Consider the following 25065-nt stretch of genomic DNA (forward strand, 5'->3'; position numbering starts at 1 on the left):
CCCTTATTGTGCAGACAAAGGGCTGGGCGCCCGCCCAGCCCTTCGCCTTGTCTCAGAGACCGGTGGCGGCGATCGTCGCGTCGATATTGCTTTTGTCGAAAGACAAAATCCGATCGACGCTGATGAGCTTATTGGCGGCATCGACCGTCGCCTTGCCCATGCCGGGAATATCCATGCCGGTTTCGAACTTGGTTCCCTGCAACTGGAGGCTTGCGACGGCCACCATGGCGTAGCCGGCATCCTTGGGGCTCCACAGGAAGCCCTGGCGGATGACGCCGGCATCGATCAACGGCTTGCCCTGGCTGGGGATGATCGTGCCGACGATCGAAATCTTCTTCTGCAAATGCCGCTGCTTGACGACATTGCCGGAGCCGATCGGGCCGTTGGAGCCGAAGCCCAGAATGCCGCGCACATTCGGATAGCCCTGCAACACTTCGCGCGTGACTTGTTCTGAGGTATCGATTTCGTCCGCGCCGGGGAAGCGCGACGTCGCGAGCTTCATGTTCGGATAGTTCTTTTGCTGGTAGGCGATTGCCGCATCGGCCCATTTATTATGCAGCGGTGTTGTCAGCGTGCCGACATAGATGACGTATTCGCCCGTCTCTCCCATGTCCTTCGCCAGCGCCTTCATCTGCATCTCTCCGAAGACCACCGAATCGAGCAGTTCCACGTCCCAGGTGCGGCCGTCCTGATTGGGGCCTTCCTGCGTGATGACGATGATGCCGGCCGCCTGGGCGCGGGCCAGAACCGGTGCCAGCACCTTCACGTCCAGCGGCACGAGGCCGAGCACATCGACCTTTTTGGCGATCTGGTCTTCCACCAGGCGCACCTGCTGCGCGGGGTCGACCGTCACCGGCCCGACCATGGAGGTATTGAGATGGAACTTTTCGCCGCCTTCGATCAGCCCCTTCTGCAGGAAGTTGAACCAAGGCACGCCCTGGATTTTGACGACCGTCGCCATCACCTTCTCGGTGTCGGCGAAACTGGCGCGGGGCAGCGCGGCGGCGGCAACGCCACCCAGAACCAAGCCGCCCATCTGGCGGCGACTTACGATGGGATTGATAATCTTTGTCATTCTTGGCGTCCTTTTTGGATCTTTGCGATCACTCTTGTTTTAGGCGCTCTCGTTTTAGTCTCTCTGGCCGCTCGTGTGCGGCGGCCGGCTTAGTCCCCTCTGTTCACGCGCATTGCTTGCGTCTGCTCGGCAGCAAACCATAAAGATTTCTGAAGCGACAGAGCCTTCACGGACCCTCTGCCTGATTTATTGTGCATGGGACGACGGACGGATGCGCGTTTGCGCAAGCTCTGCCCCATGCGGAGAGGCTTGCCAGCGGCGCCCGAGGCTTCCAAGCTCCGCCGAAAGATGGGTGGCTTAAGCCCCCAACCGGAGAGGACGACGCATGACGGCCCATGATTATCTGCCCCAGGACCTCGACCAGGCGACCCTGATCGGCCGGGTCTTCGATCCCGCTGTGGGCGGCCCCTGCATCGTGCATCTGCGCGGCGATCATTTGGCCGATATCACGGCCGCCGGCCCCACTGTCTCAGCCCTGCTGGAACGCGACGACCTGCTGAGCGCGGTGCGCGACGTGCCCGCCGCCCGCAGCTTTGCGCTGGCCGAGGTCATCGAGAATAGCCTGTCCGGACAGCAGGACGCCCCCCACCTGCTCGCGCCCTGCGACCTTCAGGCCGTGAAGGCCTGCGGCGTCACCTTCGCCCGCTCCATGCTGGAACGCGTGATCGAGGAGCGCGCGCGGGGGGATTTTCGGGCCGCCGCCACCATTCGCGCCCAGATCGGCAATGCCATCGGCGGACAATTGCGCGATCTCAAGCCCGGGTCCGAAGCAGCCGCACAGGCGAAAGCCATGCTGATGGAAGCCGGCTACTGGTCGCAATATCTGGAAGTCGGCATCGGGCCGGATGCGGAGGTCTTCACCAAGGCCCCGGTTCTGGCGTCCGTCGGGCTGGGCGCCCAGATCGGCATTCTCAAAAAATCGAGCTGGAACAACCCGGAGCCGGAAGCTGTGCTGGCGGTCAACAGCCGTGGCCTTATTCTGGGCGCGACTTTGGGCAATGACGTCAATCTGCGCGACATCGAAGGGCGCAGCGCGCTGCTGCTGGGCAAGGCGAAGGACAATAACGCCTCTTCCGCCATCGGCCCCTTCATCCGCCTCTTCGACGAGCATTTCTCGCTCGATGACGTGCGGAAGTGGGAGATTGCCCTACGGGTGACCGGTGCCGAAGACGGCTATGTGCTGGACGGGGCGAGTTCCATGAGCGAGATCAGCCGCGATCCGGAGGAATTGGTGGCCCATGCGACGGGGCCGCATCACCAATATCCGGACGGGTTCATGCTGTTTCTGGGCACGCTCTTCGCGCCGATCCAGGATCGCGACACGCCGGGCCAGGGTTTCACCCATAAGACCGGCGATCAGGTGGCAATCGCGACCCCGCAATTGGGGAGACTGGTCAACACCGTCACCTATGCCGAGGAGGCCGCCCCTTGGACTTTCGGCATCGGCGCCCTGATGCGCAATCTGGGCGCGCGCGGCCTGCTCGGCGGGACTTAGGGGCTTTTCAGGTTTTCACTGAAATGACGTCATTCCCGCGAAGGCGGGAATGTGGATTCTCGTTTGAAGTGCAACACCCTGGAGAAGACCTCAGCTGGGGTTAGGAAGTCCAGGCATTGTCTGGGTGTATGGTTATAGGTGCGTGCGATGGCGCAGATCTGTTCCTGAGTGAGGCCGAGGAGGTCTGTTTTTCTGGGTAGGAAGCGGCGGATGCGACCGATGGCGTTCTCAACGCCGCCCTTCTGCCAGGGGGCGTGGGGATCGCAGAAGTAGGTATCGAGGCCGATGCGATAATGCTCGGCGAATTCAGTGCCGTTGTCGAAGGTCAGGGATTGCTTGAGGCTTGGCGGCAGCGGGCTGAGCAGGCCTTTAAGGGTCTTGGCGGTAGGCGAGGCTTTGCGGGTTTTCGTTTTGACCAGGGCGGTCAGGCGGGAGGTTCGCTCATGCAGGACGAGGACCGACTGACCATAGGTCGAGAACAGCATGAAGTCGGCTTCCCAGTGTCCGGGCTGGAGCCGGGGCAAGGCGTCGGCGGGGCGCTGCGACAGTGCCACGCGGTGTTGGATAAAGCTTGCCGGTGATCCGCCGCGGCGCCCGCGACGGCCGCGCTTGGCGCGGGCTTGGGGCAGGTAATGGCGCCAGGCGCGGTCGTTGGTGCGCTTCAACTGGGCGTAGATGAAGCGATAGATGCTCTCATGGCCGATGACCGCCTGACCTTGCTCTTGTTTCAGCCGGCCTGACACCTGCTCGGGCGACCACCCTTTGGCGAGGGCCGCCAGCACCTGCTCGCGCAGGGCCGTATCACGCTCCAAGCGGCTGCCCGACCAGCGCCGGGCCGAGGTCTGGTCCTGAGCATGGCCGGGCTTGTAGATCTGGGCTTTCAGCCCCGAACCGGTGTTGCGCTTCAGTTCGCGACAGATGCTGGATGGCGCGCGATCCAAAGCTGCAGCAACTTGCCGGATCGACGCGCCCGAGGCGCGTAAGCGGGCAATCTCACACCGCTCTTCGACGCCAAGCTGATCGTAGTGCCGTCCCATACCAACACCTCCGCCAATGCAGGGTGTTGCACTTCGTGTGAGAACTCAGGGAATCCTCTCCCTTCGGCACCGCGACAAAGCTTAGAAGATGCCCGCATTCGCGGGCATGACGGTTGGCGAGGCGCTTCAATCCAAAACGGAAACGCTCGAAGGACGGCGGTCATCCCGGCGGGCTGAGCCATTGGAACAGCCCGTTCTTGGACAAAGGCTCGAACAATTCCGCCGGGCCTTCGGGGTCCAGAACCTCGTTATCCGCAAGCCAGGTCTCGACGGCATCCAAATCCGGAATCTCGTAGGGCCGAAGTGAGCGGCCCGGTCCGCGCAGCTGCTCGATCGCGGCGATCAGCGATCCGCGCGCCTCATAGACTTCGCTGAATTCCTGGGGCGATATCCCGAGATGCTCGGCCAGAAGCCCGTTTCTGATGGAGGCGGCCGCCGCCGCGACCCCGGCATCCGGATTCCGTTCCGCATCGATACAGACATCGCATTCGGTATCCAGACGCATCGAGCGGTTATTGATATTGGCCGAGCCGATGCGGATCATCCGATCATCGATGATGGTGATCTTGGCATGGACATAGATGGGGTCACCGCCGGATGTATAGGGATGATAAACGGCCAGGCGCCCGCCCGCATCATGCTTGCGCAACGCTGCGATAAGCCGTGCACGCGCGCTGTCCATGGCAAGGGGCTGCAACCAGCCTTCGGCGGTCTCGGGGTTGATGACGACGATCTCAGGCCCATCGGCCTCCTGAAGCCGCTGGCCGATGGCTTCGGCAATCCGCCGTGAGGCGAAATACTGGCTTTCAAGATAGATGACCCGTCGCGCCGCCGCGATCTGGTCAATGAACAGCTGCTCGATTTCCAGAACGGGCGTCTGGTCGCTCATTTCAGGATGCGACCGCGCCACCGCGACATCGACGCCGTGAAGCAGGGGCGCCAGACCCTCCGGCCAAAGTGGATCGGCGCTGTCGATCGCAGGCAGTTTTTCAGCCGTCGCTCGCTCCCAACGGTCCCGGCATTCCTGGGAGATGACGGCCGCGACCGGACCGGACAAAGCCGTGCTGGCATCGTGCCAGGGCTTATAGGGCTTGCCACCGGGCTGCACGCGCCGGGGGTCCTGGTGGATATGCGCGCGGGTGTCCCAGCGGTCAGCCGTCATGTCGATACCGCCGCAGAAAGCGAGGCAATCGTCGATGGAGACCATCTTCTGATGATGGGACGATGCGGTGGGATGATGACCGTCCAGCTTGACATGAATACGGGGATGAACGGCCCATTTGACCGCCGTAATGGCGGTCGTCGGCTGAAACAGGCTTTTGAGCGCACCGGTATCCCAGCGCAGAAGATAGACTTCCAGGTCCGGGCTGCGCTCGACCAGCCAAAGCAGAAACTCGCCGATCCTATCCGGCTCGCCCGCGACCCGGTCATCCGTGTGGAAGCCGATCCGCGCGTCGAAATCCCAGCCCACCAGCATGACGCGCTTTGTCGCAGCCAGAAGCGCCTTGCGGAGTATCGCGAAATACGCTTCCGCATCGATGATCACGGATAGCGTATCGGCCCGCGCAACCTGCCAGCAATTCCGCCCTTCATCGAATATGCCTTGTCCGGCCATTCCATCGCTCACTACAGGCACCCGTCGCTGTTAATGACCGGACCATAAATCAGGCGGTGAGGCACGTCATCCAAGGCGGGCTACCCAATTCGGGCCCGGCTGGCCCGGCTCGGCATCATCGGCCAGCCCTGGAATGGTCAGATTATTTTCTGCAACAGCGCGAAGAGCAGGCGTCCCTCGTCTTCCGTCAGCGGGGCCAGGGTTTCCTGCGTGATGCCGGCGGCGGCGGCGAGATTTCGCTCCGTCATCGCGCGGCCTTCCGGTGTCAGGTCAACCAACAGCTTGCGCCGATCATCGGCATCCGGCAGGCGCGCGACCAGGGCCCGCGCCTCCAGCCTGTCCACCGTGCCTTTGACGGTCGCGGCATCCATGCAGACCGCACGGCCGAGGGCGGATTGCGAAGTCTGGCCGATTTCATGCAGCTTTGCCAGCACCGCCCATTGCATCGGCGTCAGCCCGTCGCCGATCATCTGCGCGAAGATATTGGTATGGCGCTGCGTCACCCGCCGCAGCACAAAGCCGATCTGCTTGTCCAGGACATAGGCTTTCTCGACCGTTTCCATCGGCATATTACCGCAACCCGTCCTGGCCGATGATATCGGCGGCGGCAAGACCACCGACGCGCGCCAGCGGCCGGCCACTATCCGTCACCACCACCGCGACCAGAATTTCATTGGCCCGCGGCGCGTCGGCGATGCTGACCTCCATGGCGTCGAAATGGCTGCGCACATAGGCCGCGTTGCGATGGCCGAGCGGCACGTCGATCGCCGTGCCCATCGTGCCGCGTTTCTTGGCGGAGGGTACCAGCGCGGTGCCGCCGCCCAGCACGCCGCGCATCGGCGCACCCAGTTTGGGGTGCAGGATGGCAGCCGCGTGTTCGATCTCACCCGCCTCCCCCACCACGGCCGCCTTGCCGTAGCTTTCCGCCGCATCCGGCGCGATGCCGAGGGCCGCGACGGCACGCGCCGTCAGCAGCGCGCCTAATTCGGCACCGATGTCGATCAGCGGAGACAGATCGGCCGTGAAGCTGCCGGCGAAGGGGTTGGCGATGACGGCGATGGCCGCCGCGCGGCGGGTCGGCGGATTGACCGTCTCGCCCATTTCCACCAGCACCTCGTCGGTCATGGTGACGAGCTTGCGGATGGCGGCGGTCATCGCAGACCGTCCTCGCCCTTGATGGCATCGGCCGCCAGGCCGCCGACGCGCGCATGGATGCGCGCCCCCGTTGTCATGACAAGAACCAGCGCAAGTTCATCCGCCCGAGGGCCATCCGGCACGCCCACTTCCATGGCGTCGAAATGGCTGCGGACATAGGCCGCGTTGATATGGGTGACAGGAATATCCAGCCGCGTGCCGGGACCGCCGACCTTCTTGGCGGAAGGCACGATGGCCTTCGCGTCGCCCAGCACGGCCCGCATGGCATAGCCGCCCGGCACATGCCACAGCGCGCCATGTTCCAGCTCACCGGCCGCACCGACGATGGCACCCTTGCCGTAGCCCTGCACGACGGACGGGTCACCGCCCAGCGCTGTGACCAAGCGTTCCGCCATATCCACGCCCAGCGGTTCCAGCACTTTCATGAAATAGGATATCTCTTCGACATAGCGGCCCGCAAAGGGATTGGCGATGACGCTGATGGCCGCCGCCCGGCGCAAAGGCACTGACGCCACCGGGCCGCCTTCGTGAAAAATCTCCTCGACCGTCAGCAGGCGCTTGCGCAGTTCGATATCAGCCATGGTGTCTCTCCCCCGTGACGCAGGTTTCACCCTGCAAATGTAGCGCGGCCCTTTCGATGAGGCCTTCCACAACCAACCTATCCGCCAACGCCAGGCCCTGCGACAGCGCGCGGGCTTTTTCAGCGGGTGCCAGCGCGCCGACATCGCGAGTGACAAGGAAATCGCCAAGGTCACTGTCAGGCTGAATTCTGTTCGCTGCCACACGCTGCACGGCCGGGTGGTCCGGCAGATCGACGGCATTGGCGATGACGGTCGCCGCCGCATCGGCCTGTGCTGCCGTCTTCGCCAGCACTGTCACGGCATCCGCGATGCCGCGCGAAAAGCTGCGGCCGCGCCAGCCGCTGGTGGCCAAGCCGCGCGCAGGGTTATCACTCGTCAGCGTGAAACGGCCGAAAAGGTCGATGCCGCCCAGTTCCGGCTTCGCCACCATGCCGATGGCGATGGACTGACCGGAGCCAAGGTGGATCGCGATATCGCCACCGTTATTGACGGCCGCACGGTCAAGCGCGGCTGCTTCCAGCATGGCCGCCAGCATCGTCTCAGCCACTGCCCCGGCGACGGCCACCATGGGCGTGATGAAGCCCCAGCTGGCCAGCGGCCGCACCGCCGCGCGCATCAGCGTCGCGACGGCGCCGTCTGGCCAGGGCGTCTCGGCCGTCACGCCCTGCCGCAGCAAAGGCAATTCGGCGCAGAGCTCATCCAGCACCGTCGCGAACCGCGCCTCTGCCGCCCGATAGGCCTGTTCCACGGCGGTGGCACTGCCTTCGGCCATGATGACGAGGTCGATCGGCCCGTCCTGCAGATGCAGGCGCGGCAGGCCATCGGCCGCCGTCGGCGGCAAGAGACGGGCGACCGCGCGCCCAGCGATCATCAATGCTTCGTCATCGGCAGCAAAGGCCAGGGATTGTCCGGCAATTGCTCCACGAGCACATGCGGTGTTGCCGCATCAAGCTCAGTCGCCCGCTTCACGTGATCCATATAGCCGCCCATGGCCTGGTAATCGGCCAGCGGCATGGTGAATTCGATGGGCGCGACCAAGGCGGGTGTCGGCACATAGCCGAAGGCATTGTCCGGCAGCTTCAGCACATCGACCATGAAAGTGATGCCGCCGCCGGGCCAGAGATAGACCGGCGCGCCGCCGCAGGTGAGCCGGGTTATGCTGCGCCCGACCGATTGCGTAAGGCGCACGGGATTGTCCGTCACACCGGCGCGCAGAGACCCGCCGGCACCGCCGATGAACAGCACGCTGCACAAAGCGGGTTCGCAATTCTCGGCGATACGCTCGACAGACTCCTGCAAGTCAGGCGGCATGTCATGCTGCACCGGCCGCAGGTCATCGTCCAGCACGTAATAGCCGTAATGCTCACCCGTTGTGCTGACCATCAGCATGCGAATGCCCGGCCGCGCATGCTTGGCATCGAAAGGATCGAGAATGGAGAGCGGATCGGAAATATCCGTCCCGCCCCAGCCTGTGCCGGGATGCGCCACCTGGAAATAGCGGCCAGGGGTGGAGCGGCGGCCGCGCATGCGAATGCCGGTGGGCGCAACACCCAAAAGCTTGCCGCCCTGATGCTCGGACAAGACACCGGTGATATGATCGTCAACCACGACGACCTCATCCACCTTACCCAGCCATTGCGGCGCGAAAATACCGATGGTGGCAGAGCCGCAGCCGACGCGCATGCGCGTCTCCATCACGTCATTGACGATCGGTGCCTTGCCGGCCTGCACGATGACGGTGGCGCCATCATCAATGGTGAGTTCCACGGCCTGCTTATTGGACAACGCCAGCAGCGTATCGCAGGTGATGCGGCCTTCCTTCTTGCCGCCGCCCGTCAGATGGCCGACACCGCCCAGCGACAGCATCTGCGACCCGTATTCGCCGGTCGTGACATGGCCGACAGGCTCACCCTTAGCGCGGACGATGGCCCGCTCATTGCCCAGATGCCGGTCGGTATCGACTTTGATCTTGACGCCGCAATAGCTGAACACGCCTTCCGTTACCACCGTCACCATATCGACGCCATCGACAGGCGTGGAGACGATGAAGGGCGCGGGCTTGTAATCGGGATAGGTTGTGCCGGCGCCGATGGCGGTGACGAAGGTATCCGCCCCGCGCACCAGACGGCCGTCCCAATCCTCGGCCGATTGATGCGTGACCATGGGCCTGCCTTGGGCCGCCGCCATTTCCAGCAGCACCAGCGGATCGACGCGCACCAGAAGCCCATCCGCATTGGCGTAGCGGTCACAGGCGCCGGCAAGACCCGGGCGGATATTGCACATGACGGGGCAGGCGTCGCAGCGAATGGTGGCGGCAGGATCTGTCATTTTTCTTGCTCCCGCTATTGGCTGATATGGGTTGAGGTTTCGCGCAGTCGGGAAATTGTCTTGTCGAGATCAGCCCATTCCGGCCGGCCCGGCGCATATTGGCGGCGCAGGAAGCGCACCAGATCGGCAATCTGGCTGTCTGACAGAACCGGCCCGAAGGCCGGCATCGATCCCAGATCGGCGATAGCCGGTTTCGGCACACCGCGCAGAATGGTGCGGATGAGATTATCCGGTCTGTCGCTATGCAGATTGCTGTTGAAGGCGAGATTGGGCTTCACGCCGAAGAGCGGCGGCGCGGTCGGTGCGTGGCAGACGGCGCAGGCCCCCTGAAAGATGCGGCCGCCCGGCCCGGCCGAGGGCAATAGCGCCGTTGCATTCCGCGCATCCGCTGTTGCTATCGCGGCTTTTTCCGCTTCAGGGGTGACGGGCGGCAGGTCGCTCGCCAGATAATGCGCCATGGCGCGCAGGTCTTCGTCCGGCAGGGCCTGCAATTCATGAATGACCGGCGCCATCGGCCCTGCCGCCGGCCCATGCAAAGGCGAAAAGCCGGTGCGGAGATAGGTGAAAAGCTCCCCCTCGCTCCAGGGGATCGGCGCGCGCGACAAGGTGGAGAGCGCCGGCGCTTCCCACCCTTCCGCCACACCGCCAGCATAGCGCTGGCTGGCGAGCTCGGCCCCCAGGGCGTTGCGCGGCGTATGGCAACTGCTGCAATGGCCCAGACCCTCCACCAGATAGGCGCCGCGATTCCAGATCTCCGACCGCGCTGTGTCAGGCTGAAAGGCGCCGGTCTTGAGATAGAGCGCGTTCCAGCCTGCCATCAGCGGCCGCATATTCATCGGGAAAGCGAGCTTGTTCGCGGACGTGGCAGAACCAACCGGCGTCTGCGCCATCAGATAGGCGTATATCGCTTCAAGATCGGCATCGGTCGTCTTGGTGAAATGGTCATAGGGAAAGACGGGATAGAGATGCCGCCCGTCCCGCCCGATGCCTTCGCGCATGGCACGACGGAAGGCATCGAAAGACCAGGCGCCGATGCCGGTCTTCACGTCCGGTGTCAGATTGGTGCTGAAGACCGTGCCGAAGGGCGTTTCCAGGCCGAGACCGCCGGCCATGGGCTGCCCGCCTTCGGCCGTATGGCAGACGGCGCAATCGCCCAAAGCCGCCAGGGTTTTGCCCTTCGCGATGGTCGAAGCCGAATAGAGTGTCGGGTCAATCCCGCTGATCGGCGCGATGGCCGAGCGGATAGGCAGCGCCAGCGTGCCGATACCGACCAAACCGGCGAGGCCGATGCCGAGCCCGGCCCAGAAGCCGCGCGGCTTCGCGGGCTTTGCTGGTGCGGCGAGTGCCGCAGGCGGCTTTGCCTGCGCAACACCGGCCGCTTGCAGCCCCGCCAGCACGCGTTCCGGCGTGAAGGGCAATTCGCGAAAGCGCACGCCGGTCGCGTCATAAATGGCATTGGCGATGGCGGCGGCACTGGGGACAGAGGCCGATTCCCCCACGCCCAGCGGCGGCTCTTCGGGCTTGTCCATCATCAGCACGTCGATAGGCGGAATTTCGGGGAAGGTGATCATGGGGTAGCCGCCCCATTCCTTCGTCTCCACCGCAATCTGGTTGAAGGTCACTTCCTCCTTCAGCACGCGGCTGATGGACTGGATGACATTGCCGTGGATCTGATGCTGCACCCCGGCCGGGTTGATCATCAGCCCCGAATCCTGCCCGACCGTGATCTTTGTCAGGGCAACATCGCCGGTCGCCGTGTTGACCTCAACATCGGCGACCCAGGCGGACCACGCCGCCGGCACGCCGGGAAACTGGCCATGGACATAGACGGCATAGGCAAAGCCCCGCCCGCGCAGAATGTCGCCCTCGCCGCCCAGCGTTCCGGGCGCGGTATGCGGCACCCAATCGACACGATCGGCCATGGCGCGCACGAGATCGACGGCGCGCGGATCCTCAAGATAGCGCAGGCGGTAGGCGATGGGGTCCACGCCGGCCGCCGCCGCCGCTTCGTCGATCCAGCTTTCATGCGCGAAGGAATTCGGCATGGAGGAGACGCCGCGCAGCCAGGAGGCGCGAACGATGGGCGCCATGTCATGCGCCGTCGCGCGCAGAGCGCCATAGCTATAGGGCGGAATGGCCGTGCGGTCGCCCATGGTGAAAACCATGGGCACGGGCGGCACCACGCCGGTCAGCAGGGAGGCCAGAAGCGGCGCACCATTGGACGGGTAGCGGACAGAAAAGTCGTAGGATGCAACGTCACCTGTTGCATCCAGCCCGCCGCGCACCTCCATCAATTGCGCGGTGCCTTTCGGCTCCCAGGCCGTCTCCTGTTCGCGCGTCAATTGCACGCGCACCGGGCGGCCGACCGCGCGGGACAGCAGGGCCGCATCGCCGCCGACATCATCCGCACAGTTGCGGCCATAGCAGCCGGCGGCCTGAAGGCGGATGATTTCGATCCGGGCTTCCGGCATGGCCATCAGCTTGGCCAGATCGGCGCGCAGCATATGGGGGTTCTGGGTGCCAGACCACAGCGTCAGCCTGTCCGGCTGACAATCCGCGACCGAACAGGACGGCCCGATGGACCCGTGCAGGTGATAGGGCCAGACATAGGTGCGGTCCATCGGCTGGGCCACGCCCGCGCGCGTGACCTCGACATCGCCGCGATGAACCAGTTCGCGCGGGGTGCTGGGGTTTTCCCGCAAGGCGGTCGGGATATCTGTCAGGTCGCGCAGATGCGGAATGGGCTTCCAGGTCACGCGCAGGCGCTCGGCCGCACGGGCCGCCTGCTCCTCCCGCTCCGCCACGATGCCGATGAAATCGCCGATGACGACGACGGCGACGATACCGGGCAGATCGGCGATGGATGACTGGTCGACATCGATGAGGCTTGTGCCGACGAAATCCCCCACATCGACACCGGCATAGGGCGGGCGCACCACGCGGCCATGCAGCATATCCGGCACGCGGACGTCATGAACATAGACCAGCCCGCCGGTCGCCTTGGCCGGCAGATCGACCCGCGCGGCCTTCTGGCCGACGACGCGGTATTCGGAAACGGGCTTGAGGGGCGCCGCCATATCGATGCGCAGGACAATCCGTTCCTGCCCGATCAGTTCGCCATAGGTCACGGTGCGCGCGCCTGCGGTGACGACGCCATCGGTGACGGTGAGATCGCCTGCCGCGATATCCAGCCGCTCGGCCGCGCGGGCCAGCAGCACGGCGCGTGCGGTCGCCGCTGCCCGCGCCAAAGGCTTGGCGCTGACCTGGATGGTTTCAGAGGCGATGGTCGGCCCTTGATTGGGCGTGCGCTCGGTATCGCCCAGCACCACCGTCACGCGCGGAAAGGCGACGTCCAATTCCTCGGCCACGATCTGGCCCAACGCGGTGCCGATGCCGGTGCCGAGATCGACATGGCCGTTAAAGGCCGTGACGCGGCCATCGGCACTGACGATGACAAAGATTTCCACATCATCCGCGCCAGTCGCATTCGCCTTGTCGCGCACCACCACAAGCTGGCTGCCCGCCGCCAGATAGTCCGCCGTGCTGCGCTTCTCGGTCATCGCTGCGCGGTCATCTGCACGGCGCGTTTTGCCGCACGGAGGATTTCGACATGGGCGCCGCAGCGACAGAGATTATAGCGCAGGGCCTCGGTAATCGCATTGTCGCTCGGCTGGCTGTCGCGCGCCAATAGAGCTGCCACCGTCATGATCATGCCATTGAGGCAATAGCCGCATTGGGCGCCTTCCTCGGCAATGAAGGCCGCCTGCACGGGATGCGGGTTCTCTGCGGTGCCGAGACCTTCCAGCGTGGTGATCTCTCGCCCCTCCACCAGCCCCACGGGCAGGCAGCAGGCGCGGGCCGCGACGCCATCGACCAGCACGGTGCAGGCGCCGCATTCGCCCAGGCCGCAGCCGTATTTGGGACCGTTGAGGCCGAAATCATTGCGCAGGATGAAGAGCAGCGGCGTGTCATCGGCCAGCACCAGCACCTGCTCGCTACCATTGACGCAGAGCGTCACCGGCCGCATGGGCGATGATCTCCGCTAGGCCGCGATCCTGTCCCGCTGCTCCGCCGCATGGCCTCGCTTACCCATGATCGTTTGTATGCAAAGGATCATGGGTCGGCTCTTCTGCCGCTGTCAATCAGTTTTGGGTCAGTTCGAAGGCAAGACGCTTGGCGCGATCCGGTCTGGCCTATGGTGACCCGAGCCCCCGCTCGCGGCGCCCCGATGGCGCCGCCGTCGCATGGCCTGCCCCTTGGTTGGCGGCAAGCCTGGCCCGCAGCCGCTCGACCTGCGGGCCAGCGATGACGAGTGGCGCATAGCCAAGAGCCGCCCAGCGCAATTGCGCATCGAGCTCGGGCGGGGAGAAGCGCGGATGCGCCTCTATCACGCCGCCACCATTGACAAAGGCAGCCCGCTGGCCGGTTTCGAGATAGGTTTCCGTCGGCAGCCCTTCCGCGAAGATGACGTCATGGGTGGCCAATTCTATGTGGTAATAGGTCACGCGCGGCTGGTTCAACTGCGCGACGCTGTCGCCGTTGATCAGGTATTTCACCGGGATCAGCACGCCCTCCATAAACAGCGCGTGGTCAGGCGACAGGAGCAGGTCGCGGGCCGGCTGCTGCGGCCCGAAGGCATGGGCCAGGATGCGCACCGGCAGGACGCTTGCGGGGTCCGGATGGCGGCTGCAATCCAGGCTGCGATGGCCGATCCAACGCACTGTCTCCTGCCGGCCGCCGACCACTGTGACGCTGTCGCCCGCAGCCATTGTCTCCACCGCGCGATCGCCCGCGGGCGTGCGGATGCGCGTGCCCTCAGCGAAGCAGGCAATGGCCTTGATACCCATGATACCGTCGGCGAGGTCGAACATGATGCTCTCGCCGTAATAGGCGCCGATGCCGGTATTGACGGCGCCGGGATTGGTCGCGTCGGCAGCAGTGGCCACGCCAACCTCGTTGACGCCGGCGATCGTGCCCGCGCCCTGGATCGACAAAGTCCAGCCGATGTCCGAACCGACGCCGGTTGATGACAATACAACATTAATCCCATCGCTAAGCCTTTCTCCGGTTTTTGTTGCGGTTTCCAGGCTGCCGTCTACGGTCAGCGTTGTGCCGGTGAAGATCGTCGTATGGGTGGCACCCGTATCGAAGATGAAGCTCGTCGGGACAGAGGTGCCGTTCACTGAGATTGTGCCGGTGGCTTGCGATTTCCCATAGGTGGCATAGCCGGAATTCGCGAAAGTATCGGCAAGGTTCCGCCCGTTCAGGGCGATGATCGTGTCATAGGATTCGATATCGGCTTCCGTCAGCCCCACCTGTAGCGTGCCGACCTGACCGAGCGCACCATCCGGGTTATTGCCGATGGTGATGACGAAACCGTTGGAAAGCCCATTGCCGAGCTGGCCGAGCACGGCCTCTATGCCGTTATTGTCATTCAGCCCGAGACCGAAATCGCCATAGAAGTAATCTTCGAGAGGCGCCGTCGTCGGGTCGCTGGTCAGCGACGTGTTCCAATTCTGCGTCGAGAAGTTGCCTTGGTCTGCCGCGTTGGTGATCAATCCGACATTGACGTTGCTGACGGTGAGCGGTGTTCCGCCAGTGGTCTGCAGCGTGACGGCGGTATTGACGACCTGCGCCACGTAGTCATTGCCGCTGACATAGGTCATCGCATCGGGCGCCGTGCCGACCGCCGTGTAGGACGACCACCAGTCCGGCGTATAAGCGGCGAAGAAGCCGGACGCGCCGGTATCGAGTTCGACCATCTTATAGGTCTGGCCACCGTCGAAGCTGACCTCGATGCCAAGCTTATAGGAATCGTTGTAGGGCAGCACATAGATCGGGATATCGACCGGGGCCTGCGTTGTCGGCGTGACCGTGCCGCTGGTTGCCTGCACGAGCGTTACGGCGATGCCGCCTGCGGGCGAGGCAGTCGCCGAAAACGTGTCCCCGGCATAGGCCGAACCGAGATTGATCGCGGTGCTGGTGCTGCTGCTGCTGCCGTTGGTGCTGCTGGTAACGCTGGTGACGGTGAGCAGGCCGCTCGGGTCGATCGTCGCACTGAGCGTCCCAGTACCGCTCGGCTGGATGGTTTCAATGTCAATGGTGTCGCCGGCGGCAAAGCCGTTTACGACGGTGCTTGCGGACAGGCCGTCATAAAGCGTCAAAGTGCCATCAGTGCCGCTGAAGGTGATGCTGCCGCTGGCCGCGCCGCCCGCCGCGATGATGAGCGCGCCGCCCGCGCCGATGATGTCATCATAGGCAACGCCGCCGCTGGCCACACGGTCGACCGCGTTCAGGCCAATGACGGTTCCGCTCTCGGTGCCGCCGCCATAGACGAAGCCCGTGGCGCCGCTTTGCAGCGTCAAGCCAGCCGAGGCGGTGTAGAGAAAGGCACTCGTGCCACCGTTGATCACCACATGACCACCCGTGATAAGCTGGCCCGCGCCGATGCCGTCCGTGGTTGATGTAACAAGCAATGTTCCCGGCAATGCGATGACCGTGCCGCCGGCCTCGATTGTCGGGTCGATGATGGTGCCGCCGTCTGCCACCAGGACAGCGCCGGACTCGATAATAAGGTCGCTCTCCGTGCCACCGAAGGCGATGATCTCGCCCCCTGCGGCAATCGTCACATCCTCCGCCGTCGCCCCCGACAGAATGGCGAAGCCGCTGACGCTGCCGCCACGGATTGTGCCGTAAACATAGGCGGCGCCGCCCGCGTCGATCACCGTGTCGAAGGCACTGCCGACATAGGCCGTCCCGACATTGACGATGTAAAGGGCACCGCCATTCTCCACCTCGGTGTTCGACACGACACCATAAACGGCCTGAATGCCGCCGCTTCCGACCTTGGTATCGCGCGCGATGCCAGCCGAATCGACAATCGAATAGCCGTTCAGCACCGTCGTGGATATCGCGGTGCCGGAACTGAAGACGTATTGGACGCCGCCATTTTCCAAAACAGAGCCGATTGCCACCGCGCCCGCATTGACGACCTGGATGCTGCTGTCGACCGTCACATCCTGAGCCTGGCCGCCCGTGAAAATCTCCTCGCTCGCGCCCGGCAGCAGCGTGCCGCCGCTGGCGACGCCATCGGTGAGCACCAGAACCTGCGCGCCACTTGCGACGGTCTGGCCCACGGCCAGGCTGCCCACGCTGCCGTCGGCGTCAATGACGACGGCACCGGTACTGATCGCCGAACCGGCCGTAACGGTCGCCGCGCCGCCGGGTTCGATAATGGCATAGCCACCGCTCGCGACCGAAAGGGCAGAGACCGTGCTGCCACTCTGTGCGATAAGGAGACCGGCCAAGACGGTGGTGCTGATTGCTGTGCCGCCGGCTGAGACCAGTTCGAAACCGCCACTGCTCACGACCGTGCCGCTCGCGATACCGCCCGATGAAATCGCTTGAAAGCCGCCGCCTGTGACGGTGGCGTCGAGATCGACACCGAAAAGCTGTTCACTGCCGCCGCTGATAAGCGCCGAAAGGGCTGTACCACCCGAGTCCACCACCAGCACGTCACCCGCACGTATCGTCGCAGGGGTCACAGCGGTGGTGCCGCTACTGATGGTGATGATCGTCATGCCACGTTCTCCGCAGGCTTTGGCGACAAGGTTATTAGGTGATTTGAACGTTCAGATGGCCCCGCACGTCAGACAAGCCCCGCGGTCCACAAGCATGCGCCGCCATGCACCGCTGCCCAACCGCCGCGCGTTCATAATAGAATCGCAGGCGGCGCCACCGCACTATTCATTATGAGACCCTTCAGGAAGGCCCATTTAACGGAAGGGTTTTTGATTTTCCATCAATAAGTTTTGAATCGGCATCATATTTACAATGCGATGCAATCATCTGGCGCGCAACCGCGCTTCATACGGATATCAAAACATTAATGTCAAAAGAATATTTCGGTCTATTTTAGCGTTTCTTTAAGAAATTGTCTCTTCGGACGGCAACAACGCCGTCTGAAGCGCCGCCTTGCCATGCGCGACAAAATGCGGATTGCGGAAGTCCGGCTTGCCATAGGCGAAGGCACCGCCCTTGACGGTGGTGACGCCACCGCCGGCCGCCGCGAGCACGGCATGGCCGGCCGCAATGTCCCATTCCATGGTCGTGCCCAGGCGCGGATAGAGATCGGCCTCGCCGGCCGCGACAAGACACAGTTTCAGCGAACTGCCGGCGGCGCGGAAGGCCGCGACCGTCCGGCCGTCCAGGAAGGCATTCATGGCCGTGGCGTCACCGTGGGACCGCGAGCCTACAACCGTCAGCCCTTCCGGCGGCACGGCGCGCACGGCGATGGCACGCTCGCCCGCCTGATCCGTCAGCGTCGCCGCACCCTCCGTGCCGGCATAGGTCTGCCCCAGCGCCGGCGCGACGACGACGCCGAGCACCGGGCGTCCGTCCTCGATCAGGGCGATATTGACGGTGAACTCGCCATTGCCGTTGAGGAATTCGCGGGTGCCGTCCAGCGGGTCAACCAGCCAGAAGCGGGCGCCGACACGGGCGGGGCCGATGCCCTGCGCCACTTCCTCCTCCGAGACCACCGGGATATCGGGCGTCAGCGCGCGGAGTGCAGGCAGGATGACGGCTTCCGCCGCTTCATCCGCCAGCGTCACCGGGCTGCCGTCAGCTTTCGCCTTCATGCCGGACGTATCGCCGTAGAAGCCGAGCGTGGTGCGGCCGGCTTCCTCAGCCAAAGGCCGCACGGCCGCAAGCAGATCGGACAACACACTCATATCGCCGCGCCGCGCAGGAGGCCGCGCTGTTCCAGCACCGCGATGATCTGGTCAGCCGCCTGTTCCGAGGTCAGCGCCGTCGTATCGATATGAATCTCCGGCGTCTCCGGCGCTTCATAGGGGCTGGAAATGCCGGTGAAATTCTTGATCTCACCCCGGCGGGCCTTCTTATACAGGCCCTTCGGGTCGCGCTCCTCCGCCAATGCCAAGGGCGTGTCGATGAAGACTTCCAGGAACTCCCCGTCGGGCAGCAATTCCCGCACCATCTGCCGTTCAGAGCGGAAGGGCGAGATGAAGGAGGTCAGCACGATAAGCCCGGCATCCGTCATCAACCGGGCGACCTCGCCCACGCGGCGGATATTCTCGACGCGGTCGCCGTCAGTGAAGCCCAGGTCGCGGTTCAGGCGATGGCGCACATTGTCGCCGTCCAGCAGGGTGGAATGCTTGGCCATTTCATACAGGCGACGCTCGACGATATTGGCGATGGTCGATTTGCCGGCGCCGGACAGGCCGGTGAACCACAGCACGAAGGCGCGCTGATCCTTCTGCGCGGCGCGCGCCGCGCGGTCGATCTCGATCGCCTGCCAATGGATATTCTGGGCGCGGCGCAAAGCGAAATGAATGGTGCCGGCGGCGACCGTTTCATTCGTGAAGCGGTCGATGAGAATGAAGCCGCCGGTATGCCGGTTCTTCTCGTACGGGTCGAAGGCAATCGGCTGGCTGAGGCTGAGATTGCAGAGGCCGATTTCATTCATCGCCAATTGCTTGGACGCGATCTGTTCCAGCGTATTGACATTGACCTTGTGCTTCAGCGCGGTGACGGAGGCGACGACGGTCTTCGCGCCGAGCTTGAGCAGGTAACTGCGGCCGGGCAGCATCGCCGCCTCATTCATCCAGACCAGCGTCACTTCGAACTGGTCGGAGACTTCGACCGGGTCATCCATGCCCGTCAGGATATCGCCACGGCTGCAGTCGATCTCATCGGCCAGCGAAATGGTGACGGACTGGCCGGCAACCGCGAAGGGCAGATCGCCATCCAGAAACACGCGGGAGACGCGGCTTTCCCGGCCTGAGGGCATGACGCGCACGATATCGCCCGGCTTGACCGAGCCCGAGGCGATGAGACCGGAAAAGCCCCGGAAATCCGGGCTGGGGCGGTTGACCCATTGCACCGGCATCCGGAAAGCGGCAGCGCGATCGGCCGTCTTGGTCTCAACCGTTTCCAGGTGCGCCAGCAGGGGCTGGCCCATATACCAGGGCATATTGCCGCTTTTTTCGGTGATATTGTCACCGGCCAGCGCGGAGAGCGGAATCGGCACAATATTGTCGAGCGACAGGCCGCTCGCGAAATTCATGTAGTCGCCGACGATGCGGTTGAAGACATCCTGGCTGTAATTGACCAGATCCATCTTGTTGATGGCCAGCACGATATTGCGGATGCCGACCAGCGAGGCGAGGTAGGAATGGCGCCGCGTCTGCGTCAGCACGCCGCGCCGGGCGTCGATGAGGATGACGGCGAGGTCGGCGGTTGAAGCGCCCGTCACCATGTTGCGGGTATATTGCTCATGGCCCGGCGTATCGGCGACGATGAATTTCCGCTTTTCCGTCGCGAAGAACCGATAGGCGACGTCGATGGTGATGCCCTGCTCGCGCTCGGCGGCCAACCCATCCACCAGCAGCGCGAAGTCGATCCCTTTGCCCTGCGTGCCCATCTTTATGGAATCGGCTTCCAGCGCCGCCAGCTGATCCTCGAAGATCATGCGGCTGTCGTAGAGCAGGCGGCCGATCAGGGTGGATTTACCGTCGTCGACCGAACCGCAGGTGATGAAACGCAGCAGGCTTTTATGCTCATGCTGGCGCAGATAGGCCTCGATATCGGTCGAGAGCAGGTCGTTCTGGATATCCATCAGAAATACCCCTCCTGCTTCTTCTTTTCCATGCTGCCGGCGCTGTCTTTGTCGATGGCACGGCCCTGGCGCTCGCTGGTCGTGGTCAGCAGCATTTCCTGGATGATCTCGGGCAGGGTATCGGCCGCACTTTCCACCGCCCCGGTCAGCGGATAGCAGCCGAGGGTGCGGAAGCGGATACTTTTCGTCACCGGCGTCTGGCCTTCAGGAATACGCATCCGCGCGTCGTCGACCATGACGGTCATGCCATTGTACTCCACCACCGGACGCGGCGCGGCGTAATAGAGCGGCACGATGGGGATGCTTTCCTTGTAGATATATTGCCAGATATCAAGTTCCGTCCAATTGGACAGCGGAAAGACGCGGATCGTCTCCCCCTTGTTCTTGCGGGTATTGTAGAGATTCCAGAGTTCAGGCCGCTGGCTTTTGGGGTCCCAGCGATGGCCGGGGGCGCGGAAGGAAAATATGCGCTCCTTGGCGCGGCTTTTCTCCTCGTCGCGCCGCGCGCCACCGAAAGCGACATCGAAGCCGAAATGGTCCAGCGCCGCCTTCAGCGCCTCGGTCTTCATGATATCGGTATAGGCGCCGCCATGGTCGAAGGGATTGATGCCGCGCGCGACACCGTCCTGGTTGATCCATTCATGCAGGTCCAGGCCGAGTTCCTTCACCCGCTGGTCGCGGAAGGCGATCATTTCCTGGAACTTCCAGGTTGTATTGACGTGCAGCAGCGGAAAAGGCGGCTTGCCGGGGGCGAAGGCCTTCATGGCCAGATGCAGCATCACCGCGCTGTCCTTGCCGACCGAGTAGAGCATGACGGGCTTCTCGGCCTCGGCCGCCACTTCGCGCATGATATGGATGCTCTCGGCTTCCAAGCGCTGAAGATGGGTCAGGTCCGGCGCCGTCAGGGCAGCGTCATGAGCGGCGTTCGGCACGGTGGTCTCCCATAGATCGGGTCGCAGATGGTGGCGCGGGATGCCGGTGAATTCCTCCACCTTCAGCACCATGTCGGCCGGAATTTCACGGTCGCCGCTGACCCATTGGCTGACCGCGCCCTCGCTTCGCCCGACCGCTTCCGCGATCTCGCGCTGACGTTTGCCGCTGCTGCGGAAGAGAGTTCTGAGATCGGCCATGGGGCGCGGCTTTAGCTAAACTAAAGTCTCTCAACAATGTCCTAATCGACAGTGCTGCTTCGCCCTTTTTCGGGGCGGCACCACTTACCGCTTTACCCGCTGCCCCCTGTCCCGTTTAATCGTTCGCATACAAACGATCTGGGGTGGCCTATGGCGCGGCGGGTTGCTGGAATCGATGTCGGCGGTACCTTTACCGACGTACTCCTGTTCGAGGAGGGTGCCAGCGGCGGTCGCGTGCAATTTGCGAAAGTCCCCTCCACCACCGCCAATCAGGCCGAAGGCGTGCTGCAAGGCATCACGGCGGCGGGGACGACGCCGGCCGAACTCGACCTGCTGATCCATGGCACCACCGTCACCACCAACGCCGTGCTGGAACGGAAAGTCGCCCGCGTCGGGCTGATCACCACGCAAGGCTTTCGCGACACGCTGGAAGTGGGCCGCCGCACCCGACCCCACCCCTACGGCCTGTTCGGCGTCTTCGAGCCGCTGGTGCCGCGCGAATTACGGCTGGAAGTGCCGGAACGGCTGGATGCCAGCGGCACCGTTCTGACGCCGCTGGATGAGGAAGGCGTCCGCACGGCGGTCATCGCGCTGCGCGACGCCGGCTGCGAAGCGCTCGTCATCCATTTCCTGCACGCCTATGCCAATCCGGCGCATGAACTGGCCGCCGGCCGCATTGCCGCAGAACTCTGGCCCAATGCGTACATCACCCTTGGCCATGCCCTGCTGTCGGAATACCGGGAATATGAGCGCGGCACGACGGCATCGGTGAATGCCGCCGTTCAGCCGGTGCTGGACCGCTATCTGGACCGGCTGACCGAAGGGCTGCGCGCCCAGGGCTTCCGTCACGATCTGCTGGTCATGAACGGCAATGGCGGCACCATCGCCGCCCCCCTCGCCGCGCGCGAGGCCGCCAAAACCGTCATGTCCGGCCCGGCCTCCGGCGTCATCGCCGCCGCCACCACCTTGCTGCAATCCGGCGTCGGCGATGCGGTGACCTATGACATGGGCGGCACCTCCAGCGATGTCGCGCTGATCAGCGGCGGGCTGCCGGAAGTCTCGGCCGAACTGACCATCGATTACGGCCTGCCGATCCATGTACCCATGGTCGATGTCCGCACCATCGGCGCGGGCGGCGGCTCCATCGCCTGGCTGGACGCTGCCGGCATGCTGCGCGTGGGGCCGCATAGCGCGGGCTCGACGCCCGGCCCCATCTGCTATGGACGCGGTGGGCAGCAACCCACCATAACGGACGCCAATCTCATCCTCGGCCGGCTGGACGCCGCGCGTATCAGCCTCTGCGGCAACCGCGTGACGCTGGACGAAGTACGCGCCATCTTCGCCGAAAAGCTGGCGACGCCGCTGGGCATGACGGTGGACGAAGCCGCCGCCGCCGTCATCGCGCTCGGCAATGTCCATATGGCGGGTGCCATCCGCATGGTCTCTCTTTCGCGCGGACGCGACCCGCGCAAGCTGAGCCTGTTTGCCTTCGGCGGCGCGGGGCCGCTGCATGCCGTGGCGCTCGCCGCCGATCTTGGCATTCCGGATGTGCTGATTCCGGCGCGGCCGGGCCTGACCAATGCACTGGGTTGCCTTGTCGCCGATCTGCGGCAGGATTTCGTCAATACGCTCAACCAGCCGCTCGACAGCCTTGATATGGCCGAGGTCCATCGCCTGCTGGCCGATCAGGTGGCGCGCGGCATCGCCGTCAACGCCGCCCAGCAGGGCGAGATCGAGCAGACGGACATCCGGCACTCCGCCGATATGCAGTTCCGCGGCCAGACGCATCTGATCCGCGTCGCCATCCCCGATGCCCATATCTCCCGCGAAGCGCTGCAAGCGCTGTTCGAGGATGCCTATTTCGAGCGCTTTCAGATCCGCATGCCGGAAATCCGCGCGACGCTGGTCAACCTCAATACTTCCGTCACCGGGCGGCGGAAGCCCTTTCCAGTGGCAGCACTACAGGATGCCTCGCTGCGCGTGGCGACCGTTGCAGAAGCACAGACCGGCAGCCGGCCGGTATTCGCGGGCGGCGTCTGGGTCGATTGTCCGCTCTACGCACGGGATGCCTTGCCGATTGGCGGCACACTGACCGGCCCCGCAGTGCTGGAACAGGCCGACAGCACCATTTTCGTCGATGCCGGCGCAACGCTGCGGGTAGACGCCATCGGCAATCTGCGCATCGCGCCTGCCAGTCTGACCGACGCGGCAGCTGGGTCCGAGAGTATCGACCCGCTGGCGCTCGCCGTCATCGAAGCCGGCTTGCAGCAGGTCTGCAACGAAATGGACCTTGCCTTCTCGCGCTCGGCTTTTTCACCTGTCATCGCCGAAGCCGATGACCGGTCCGACGGGATTTACGATGCCGAGACCGGCGCCTTGATCGCGCAAGGCGAGTTGGGGCTGCCGGTCTTCGTCGGCGTCATGCAGTATTCGACCGGTGAGATCACCCGGCTGATCCGCGAAGGCCGGATCGCGGCACCAGAGCCCGGCGATATCTATATCGTCAACGACCCTTATCTGGGCGGCACGCATCTGATGGATGTGCGCTTCGCGATGCCCTATTTCCACGACGGCAAACTACTCTGCTGGCTACAGAATACCGGCCACTGGCCGGATACCGGCGGCATGACGCCGGGCGGCTTTTCGGCGCATGCGACCGAGGTGGAGCAGGAAGGGCTGCGCCTGCCACCCGTGAAACTGTTCAAGCGCGGCGAGATGGACCAGGAAATCCTCTCCATCATCAATGCCAATATCCGGGTCGCGGACCAGCGCATCGGCGACATCAAGGCGCAGGTCTCGGCCTTGAAGATCGGTGAGCGGCGGCTGGGCGAATTGATCGCCCGCTACGGGCTGGGCACGGTTTCGGGCGTCATCACGGAGATGAAGGGCCGCGCGGCGAACCTGATGCGCGCCAAGATCGCCACGATCCCGGACGGCGTTTACGAGAGCGAGGCCTTCGTCGATTCGGACGGCATCGTCAACGCGCCCCTGCGCATCGCGCTGACCATGACAAAGGCTGAGGGCGCTCTCAATTTTGACTTTTCAAAGTCGAGCGCGCCCTGCCGGGGGCCGATGAATTCGGTCTTCGCGACGACGCTGTCCTCCGTCTATCTCGCCGTGCGGCATATCTTCCCGGATGTGCCGCTGAATGCCGGTGCCTTCGCACCCTTGATCGTGCCGCGCCCGGAAGGCACCTTCCTGGACGCGCGCTATCCGCGCCCGGTCTCCGGCTGTGCGGCGGAAGTGTCCCAGCGCATCGCGGAAGCGGTGTTCCTGGCGCTTGTGCAGGCAATCCCGGAGAAGGTGACAGCAGCCCCCGCCGGCTCCTCCGGCAATTTCGCGCTGGGCGGTTTCGACCCCAAGACAGGCGCCGGCTATGTCATGTATCAGATCTCGGGCGGCGGTTACGGCGGCAATATCCTGCATGACGGGCTGACGAACGGCTGTTCGACCATCGGCATTTCCAAAACCGCGCCGGTGGAAGTGATGGAGCAGAAATTCCCCATCCTGTTCCGCCGCTTCGGTCTGCGCGAAGGATCGGGCGGGGCCGGCCAGCATCGCGGCGGCTTCGGCGTGCATTACGAGATCGAGATTCTGCGCGGCGAGGCGACGGCCAGTTTCGTCATGGATCACGGGCGTTTCGGTCCGCCGGGTGCGCAAGGTGGCCAGGACGGCGCGCCCAATATCGTGCGCGTCCACCGCAACGGCGAAGTCTATATCCCTGAACATCTCTCCAAGGATCAGAATATCCGCGTGCAGGCCGGCGACCGCGTGGAAGTGATGACACCCGGCGGCGGTGGCTATGGCGATGCCACCAAGCGGTCACCCGATCTGGTGCGGCGGGATATCGCGCGCGGCTATTACACGGAAGACGAGGCGAAGGCGCTTTGGCCTAAGGCTGGAGTCCGTCAGAGTTAATTGGAATCACCGCCAACCGTCATGCCCGCGAAAGCGGGCATCTTTTCCTCATTACGGTGCCTGACCCAAAAGATACCCGCTTCCGCGGGAAT

The 25065-nt window shown here is 64.1% G+C and carries 16 protein-coding genes; 2 read left to right on the plus strand and 14 right to left on the minus strand.

The annotated features are described in order from the left end of the window. Window positions 1-52: 52 nt before the first annotated feature. Window positions 53-1075, minus strand: a complete 1023-nt coding sequence (locus ASILVAE211_RS04945; RefSeq protein WP_227320195.1) for a substrate-binding domain-containing protein — start codon at window positions 1073-1075, stop codon at window positions 53-55. A 325-nt stretch (window positions 1076-1400) separates the two neighbouring features. Here ASILVAE211_RS04945 and ASILVAE211_RS04950 point away from each other — a divergent pair, with 325 nt between their 5' ends. Further along, complete coding sequence (locus tag ASILVAE211_RS04950; RefSeq protein ID WP_227320196.1) at window positions 1401-2570, plus strand: fumarylacetoacetate hydrolase family protein; 1170 nt, start codon at window positions 1401-1403, stop codon at window positions 2568-2570. 29 nt (window positions 2571-2599) lie between these two features. On the opposite strand, the gene ASILVAE211_RS04955 is transcribed toward ASILVAE211_RS04950, so the two are convergent. From ASILVAE211_RS04955 to cysD, 13 genes are all read right to left on the minus strand, one after another. Further along, window positions 2600-3607, minus strand: a complete 1008-nt coding sequence (locus ASILVAE211_RS04955; protein WP_227320197.1) for an IS30 family transposase — start codon at window positions 3605-3607, stop codon at window positions 2600-2602. Between the two features lie 160 nt (window positions 3608-3767). Further along, window positions 3768-5222, minus strand: coding sequence for a phospholipase D-like domain-containing protein (locus ASILVAE211_RS04960; RefSeq protein WP_227320198.1), 1455 nt, complete (start codon window positions 5220-5222; stop codon window positions 3768-3770). A 137-nt stretch (window positions 5223-5359) separates the two neighbouring features. Further along, window positions 5360-5791: a MarR family winged helix-turn-helix transcriptional regulator gene (locus ASILVAE211_RS04965; protein ID WP_227320199.1), complete on the minus strand. Its 432-nt coding sequence runs from the start codon at window positions 5789-5791 to the stop codon at window positions 5360-5362. A gap of 1 nt (window position 5792) precedes the next feature. Further along, window positions 5793-6377, minus strand: coding sequence for an amino acid synthesis family protein (locus tag ASILVAE211_RS04970; protein ID WP_227320200.1), 585 nt, complete (start codon window positions 6375-6377; stop codon window positions 5793-5795). Further along, on the minus strand, window positions 6374-6958 hold the full coding sequence (locus ASILVAE211_RS04975; protein ID WP_227320201.1) for an amino acid synthesis family protein: 585 nt from the start codon (window positions 6956-6958) through the stop codon (window positions 6374-6376). Before ASILVAE211_RS04975 ends, ASILVAE211_RS04970 begins: the two co-directional genes overlap by 4 nt. Next, entirely contained in the window at window positions 6951-7829 is an 879-nt protein-coding gene (locus ASILVAE211_RS04980; RefSeq protein ID WP_227320202.1) for a UPF0280 family protein, read from the minus strand. The genes ASILVAE211_RS04975 and ASILVAE211_RS04980 overlap by 8 nt, the downstream gene beginning before the upstream one ends. Beyond that, complete coding sequence (locus ASILVAE211_RS04985; RefSeq protein ID WP_227320203.1) at window positions 7829-9286, minus strand: 6-hydroxynicotinate reductase; 1458 nt, start codon at window positions 9284-9286, stop codon at window positions 7829-7831. The genes ASILVAE211_RS04980 and ASILVAE211_RS04985 overlap by 1 nt, the downstream gene beginning before the upstream one ends. Window positions 9287-9300: 14 nt before the next feature. Then, the gene (locus tag ASILVAE211_RS04990) at window positions 9301-12846 is read right to left on the minus strand and encodes a molybdopterin cofactor-binding domain-containing protein (protein WP_227320204.1); all 3546 of its coding nucleotides are present in this window, start codon (window positions 12844-12846) and stop codon (window positions 9301-9303) included. Beyond that, window positions 12843-13313, minus strand: a complete 471-nt coding sequence (locus tag ASILVAE211_RS04995) for a (2Fe-2S)-binding protein (RefSeq protein WP_227320205.1) — start codon at window positions 13311-13313, stop codon at window positions 12843-12845. Before ASILVAE211_RS04995 ends, ASILVAE211_RS04990 begins: the two co-directional genes overlap by 4 nt. 166 nt (window positions 13314-13479) lie before the next feature. After that, entirely contained in the window at window positions 13480-16866 is a 3387-nt protein-coding gene (locus tag ASILVAE211_RS05000; RefSeq protein ID WP_227320206.1) for a Hint domain-containing protein, read from the minus strand. Between the two features lie 345 nt (window positions 16867-17211). Further along, window positions 17212-18018 carry a 3'(2'),5'-bisphosphate nucleotidase CysQ gene (cysQ, locus tag ASILVAE211_RS05005; RefSeq protein ID WP_227320207.1) on the minus strand — a complete coding sequence of 269 codons (807 nt, stop codon included), beginning with the start codon at window positions 18016-18018 and terminating at the stop codon, window positions 17212-17214. Then, window positions 18015-19925: a sulfate adenylyltransferase subunit CysN gene (gene cysN / locus ASILVAE211_RS05010; protein WP_227320208.1), complete on the minus strand. Its 1911-nt coding sequence runs from the start codon at window positions 19923-19925 to the stop codon at window positions 18015-18017. The genes cysQ and cysN overlap by 4 nt, the downstream gene beginning before the upstream one ends. Further along, window positions 19925-21055: a sulfate adenylyltransferase subunit CysD gene (gene cysD / locus ASILVAE211_RS05015; RefSeq protein WP_456304486.1), complete on the minus strand. Its 1131-nt coding sequence runs from the start codon at window positions 21053-21055 to the stop codon at window positions 19925-19927. Before cysD ends, cysN begins: the two co-directional genes overlap by 1 nt. 150 nt (window positions 21056-21205) lie before the next feature. Between cysD and ASILVAE211_RS05025 the strand changes: the two genes are divergently transcribed. Beyond that, window positions 21206-24973, plus strand: a complete 3768-nt coding sequence (locus ASILVAE211_RS05025) for a hydantoinase B/oxoprolinase family protein (protein WP_227320209.1) — start codon at window positions 21206-21208, stop codon at window positions 24971-24973. Window positions 24974-25065 lie beyond the last annotated feature (92 nt).

This window comes from Acidisoma silvae (assembly GCF_020618775.1).
In the GTDB taxonomy this organism is placed as follows: Bacteria; Pseudomonadota; Alphaproteobacteria; order Acetobacterales; family Acetobacteraceae; genus Acidisoma; species Acidisoma silvae.

What these genes read in the sequence shown, in the direction of transcription:
- ASILVAE211_RS04965 (WP_227320199.1), bottom strand. Translation starts at nt 5,791, where the DNA reads ATGCCGATGGAAACGGTCGAGAAAGCCTATGTCCTGGACAAGCAGATC.
- ASILVAE211_RS04960 (WP_227320198.1), bottom strand. Translation starts at nt 5,222, where the DNA reads ATGGCCGGACAAGGCATATTCGATGAAGGGCGGAATTGCTGGCAGGTT.
- cysD (WP_456304486.1), bottom strand. Translation starts at nt 21,055, where the DNA reads ATGGCCGATCTCAGAACTCTCTTCCGCAGCAGCGGCAAACGTCAGCGC.
- ASILVAE211_RS04955 (WP_227320197.1), bottom strand. Translation starts at nt 3,607, where the DNA reads ATGGGACGGCACTACGATCAGCTTGGCGTCGAAGAGCGGTGTGAGATT.
- ASILVAE211_RS05025 (WP_227320209.1), top strand. Translation starts at nt 21,206, where the DNA reads ATGGCGCGGCGGGTTGCTGGAATCGATGTCGGCGGTACCTTTACCGAC.
- ASILVAE211_RS04945 (WP_227320195.1), bottom strand. Translation starts at nt 1,075, where the DNA reads ATGACAAAGATTATCAATCCCATCGTAAGTCGCCGCCAGATGGGCGGC.
- cysQ (WP_227320207.1), bottom strand. Translation starts at nt 18,018, where the DNA reads ATGAGTGTGTTGTCCGATCTGCTTGCGGCCGTGCGGCCTTTGGCTGAG.
- ASILVAE211_RS04985 (WP_227320203.1), bottom strand. Translation starts at nt 9,286, where the DNA reads ATGACAGATCCTGCCGCCACCATTCGCTGCGACGCCTGCCCCGTCATG.
- cysN (WP_227320208.1), bottom strand. Translation starts at nt 19,925, where the DNA reads ATGGATATCCAGAACGACCTGCTCTCGACCGATATCGAGGCCTATCTG.
- ASILVAE211_RS04975 (WP_227320201.1), bottom strand. Translation starts at nt 6,958, where the DNA reads ATGGCTGATATCGAACTGCGCAAGCGCCTGCTGACGGTCGAGGAGATT.
- ASILVAE211_RS05000 (WP_227320206.1), bottom strand. Translation starts at nt 16,866, where the DNA reads ATGACGATCATCACCATCAGTAGCGGCACCACCGCTGTGACCCCTGCG.
- ASILVAE211_RS04980 (WP_227320202.1), bottom strand. Translation starts at nt 7,829, where the DNA reads ATGATCGCTGGGCGCGCGGTCGCCCGTCTCTTGCCGCCGACGGCGGCC.
- ASILVAE211_RS04950 (WP_227320196.1), top strand. Translation starts at nt 1,401, where the DNA reads ATGACGGCCCATGATTATCTGCCCCAGGACCTCGACCAGGCGACCCTG.
- ASILVAE211_RS04990 (WP_227320204.1), bottom strand. Translation starts at nt 12,846, where the DNA reads ATGACCGAGAAGCGCAGCACGGCGGACTATCTGGCGGCGGGCAGCCAG.
- ASILVAE211_RS04995 (WP_227320205.1), bottom strand. Translation starts at nt 13,313, where the DNA reads ATGCGGCCGGTGACGCTCTGCGTCAATGGTAGCGAGCAGGTGCTGGTG.
- ASILVAE211_RS04970 (WP_227320200.1), bottom strand. Translation starts at nt 6,377, where the DNA reads ATGACCGCCGCCATCCGCAAGCTCGTCACCATGACCGACGAGGTGCTG.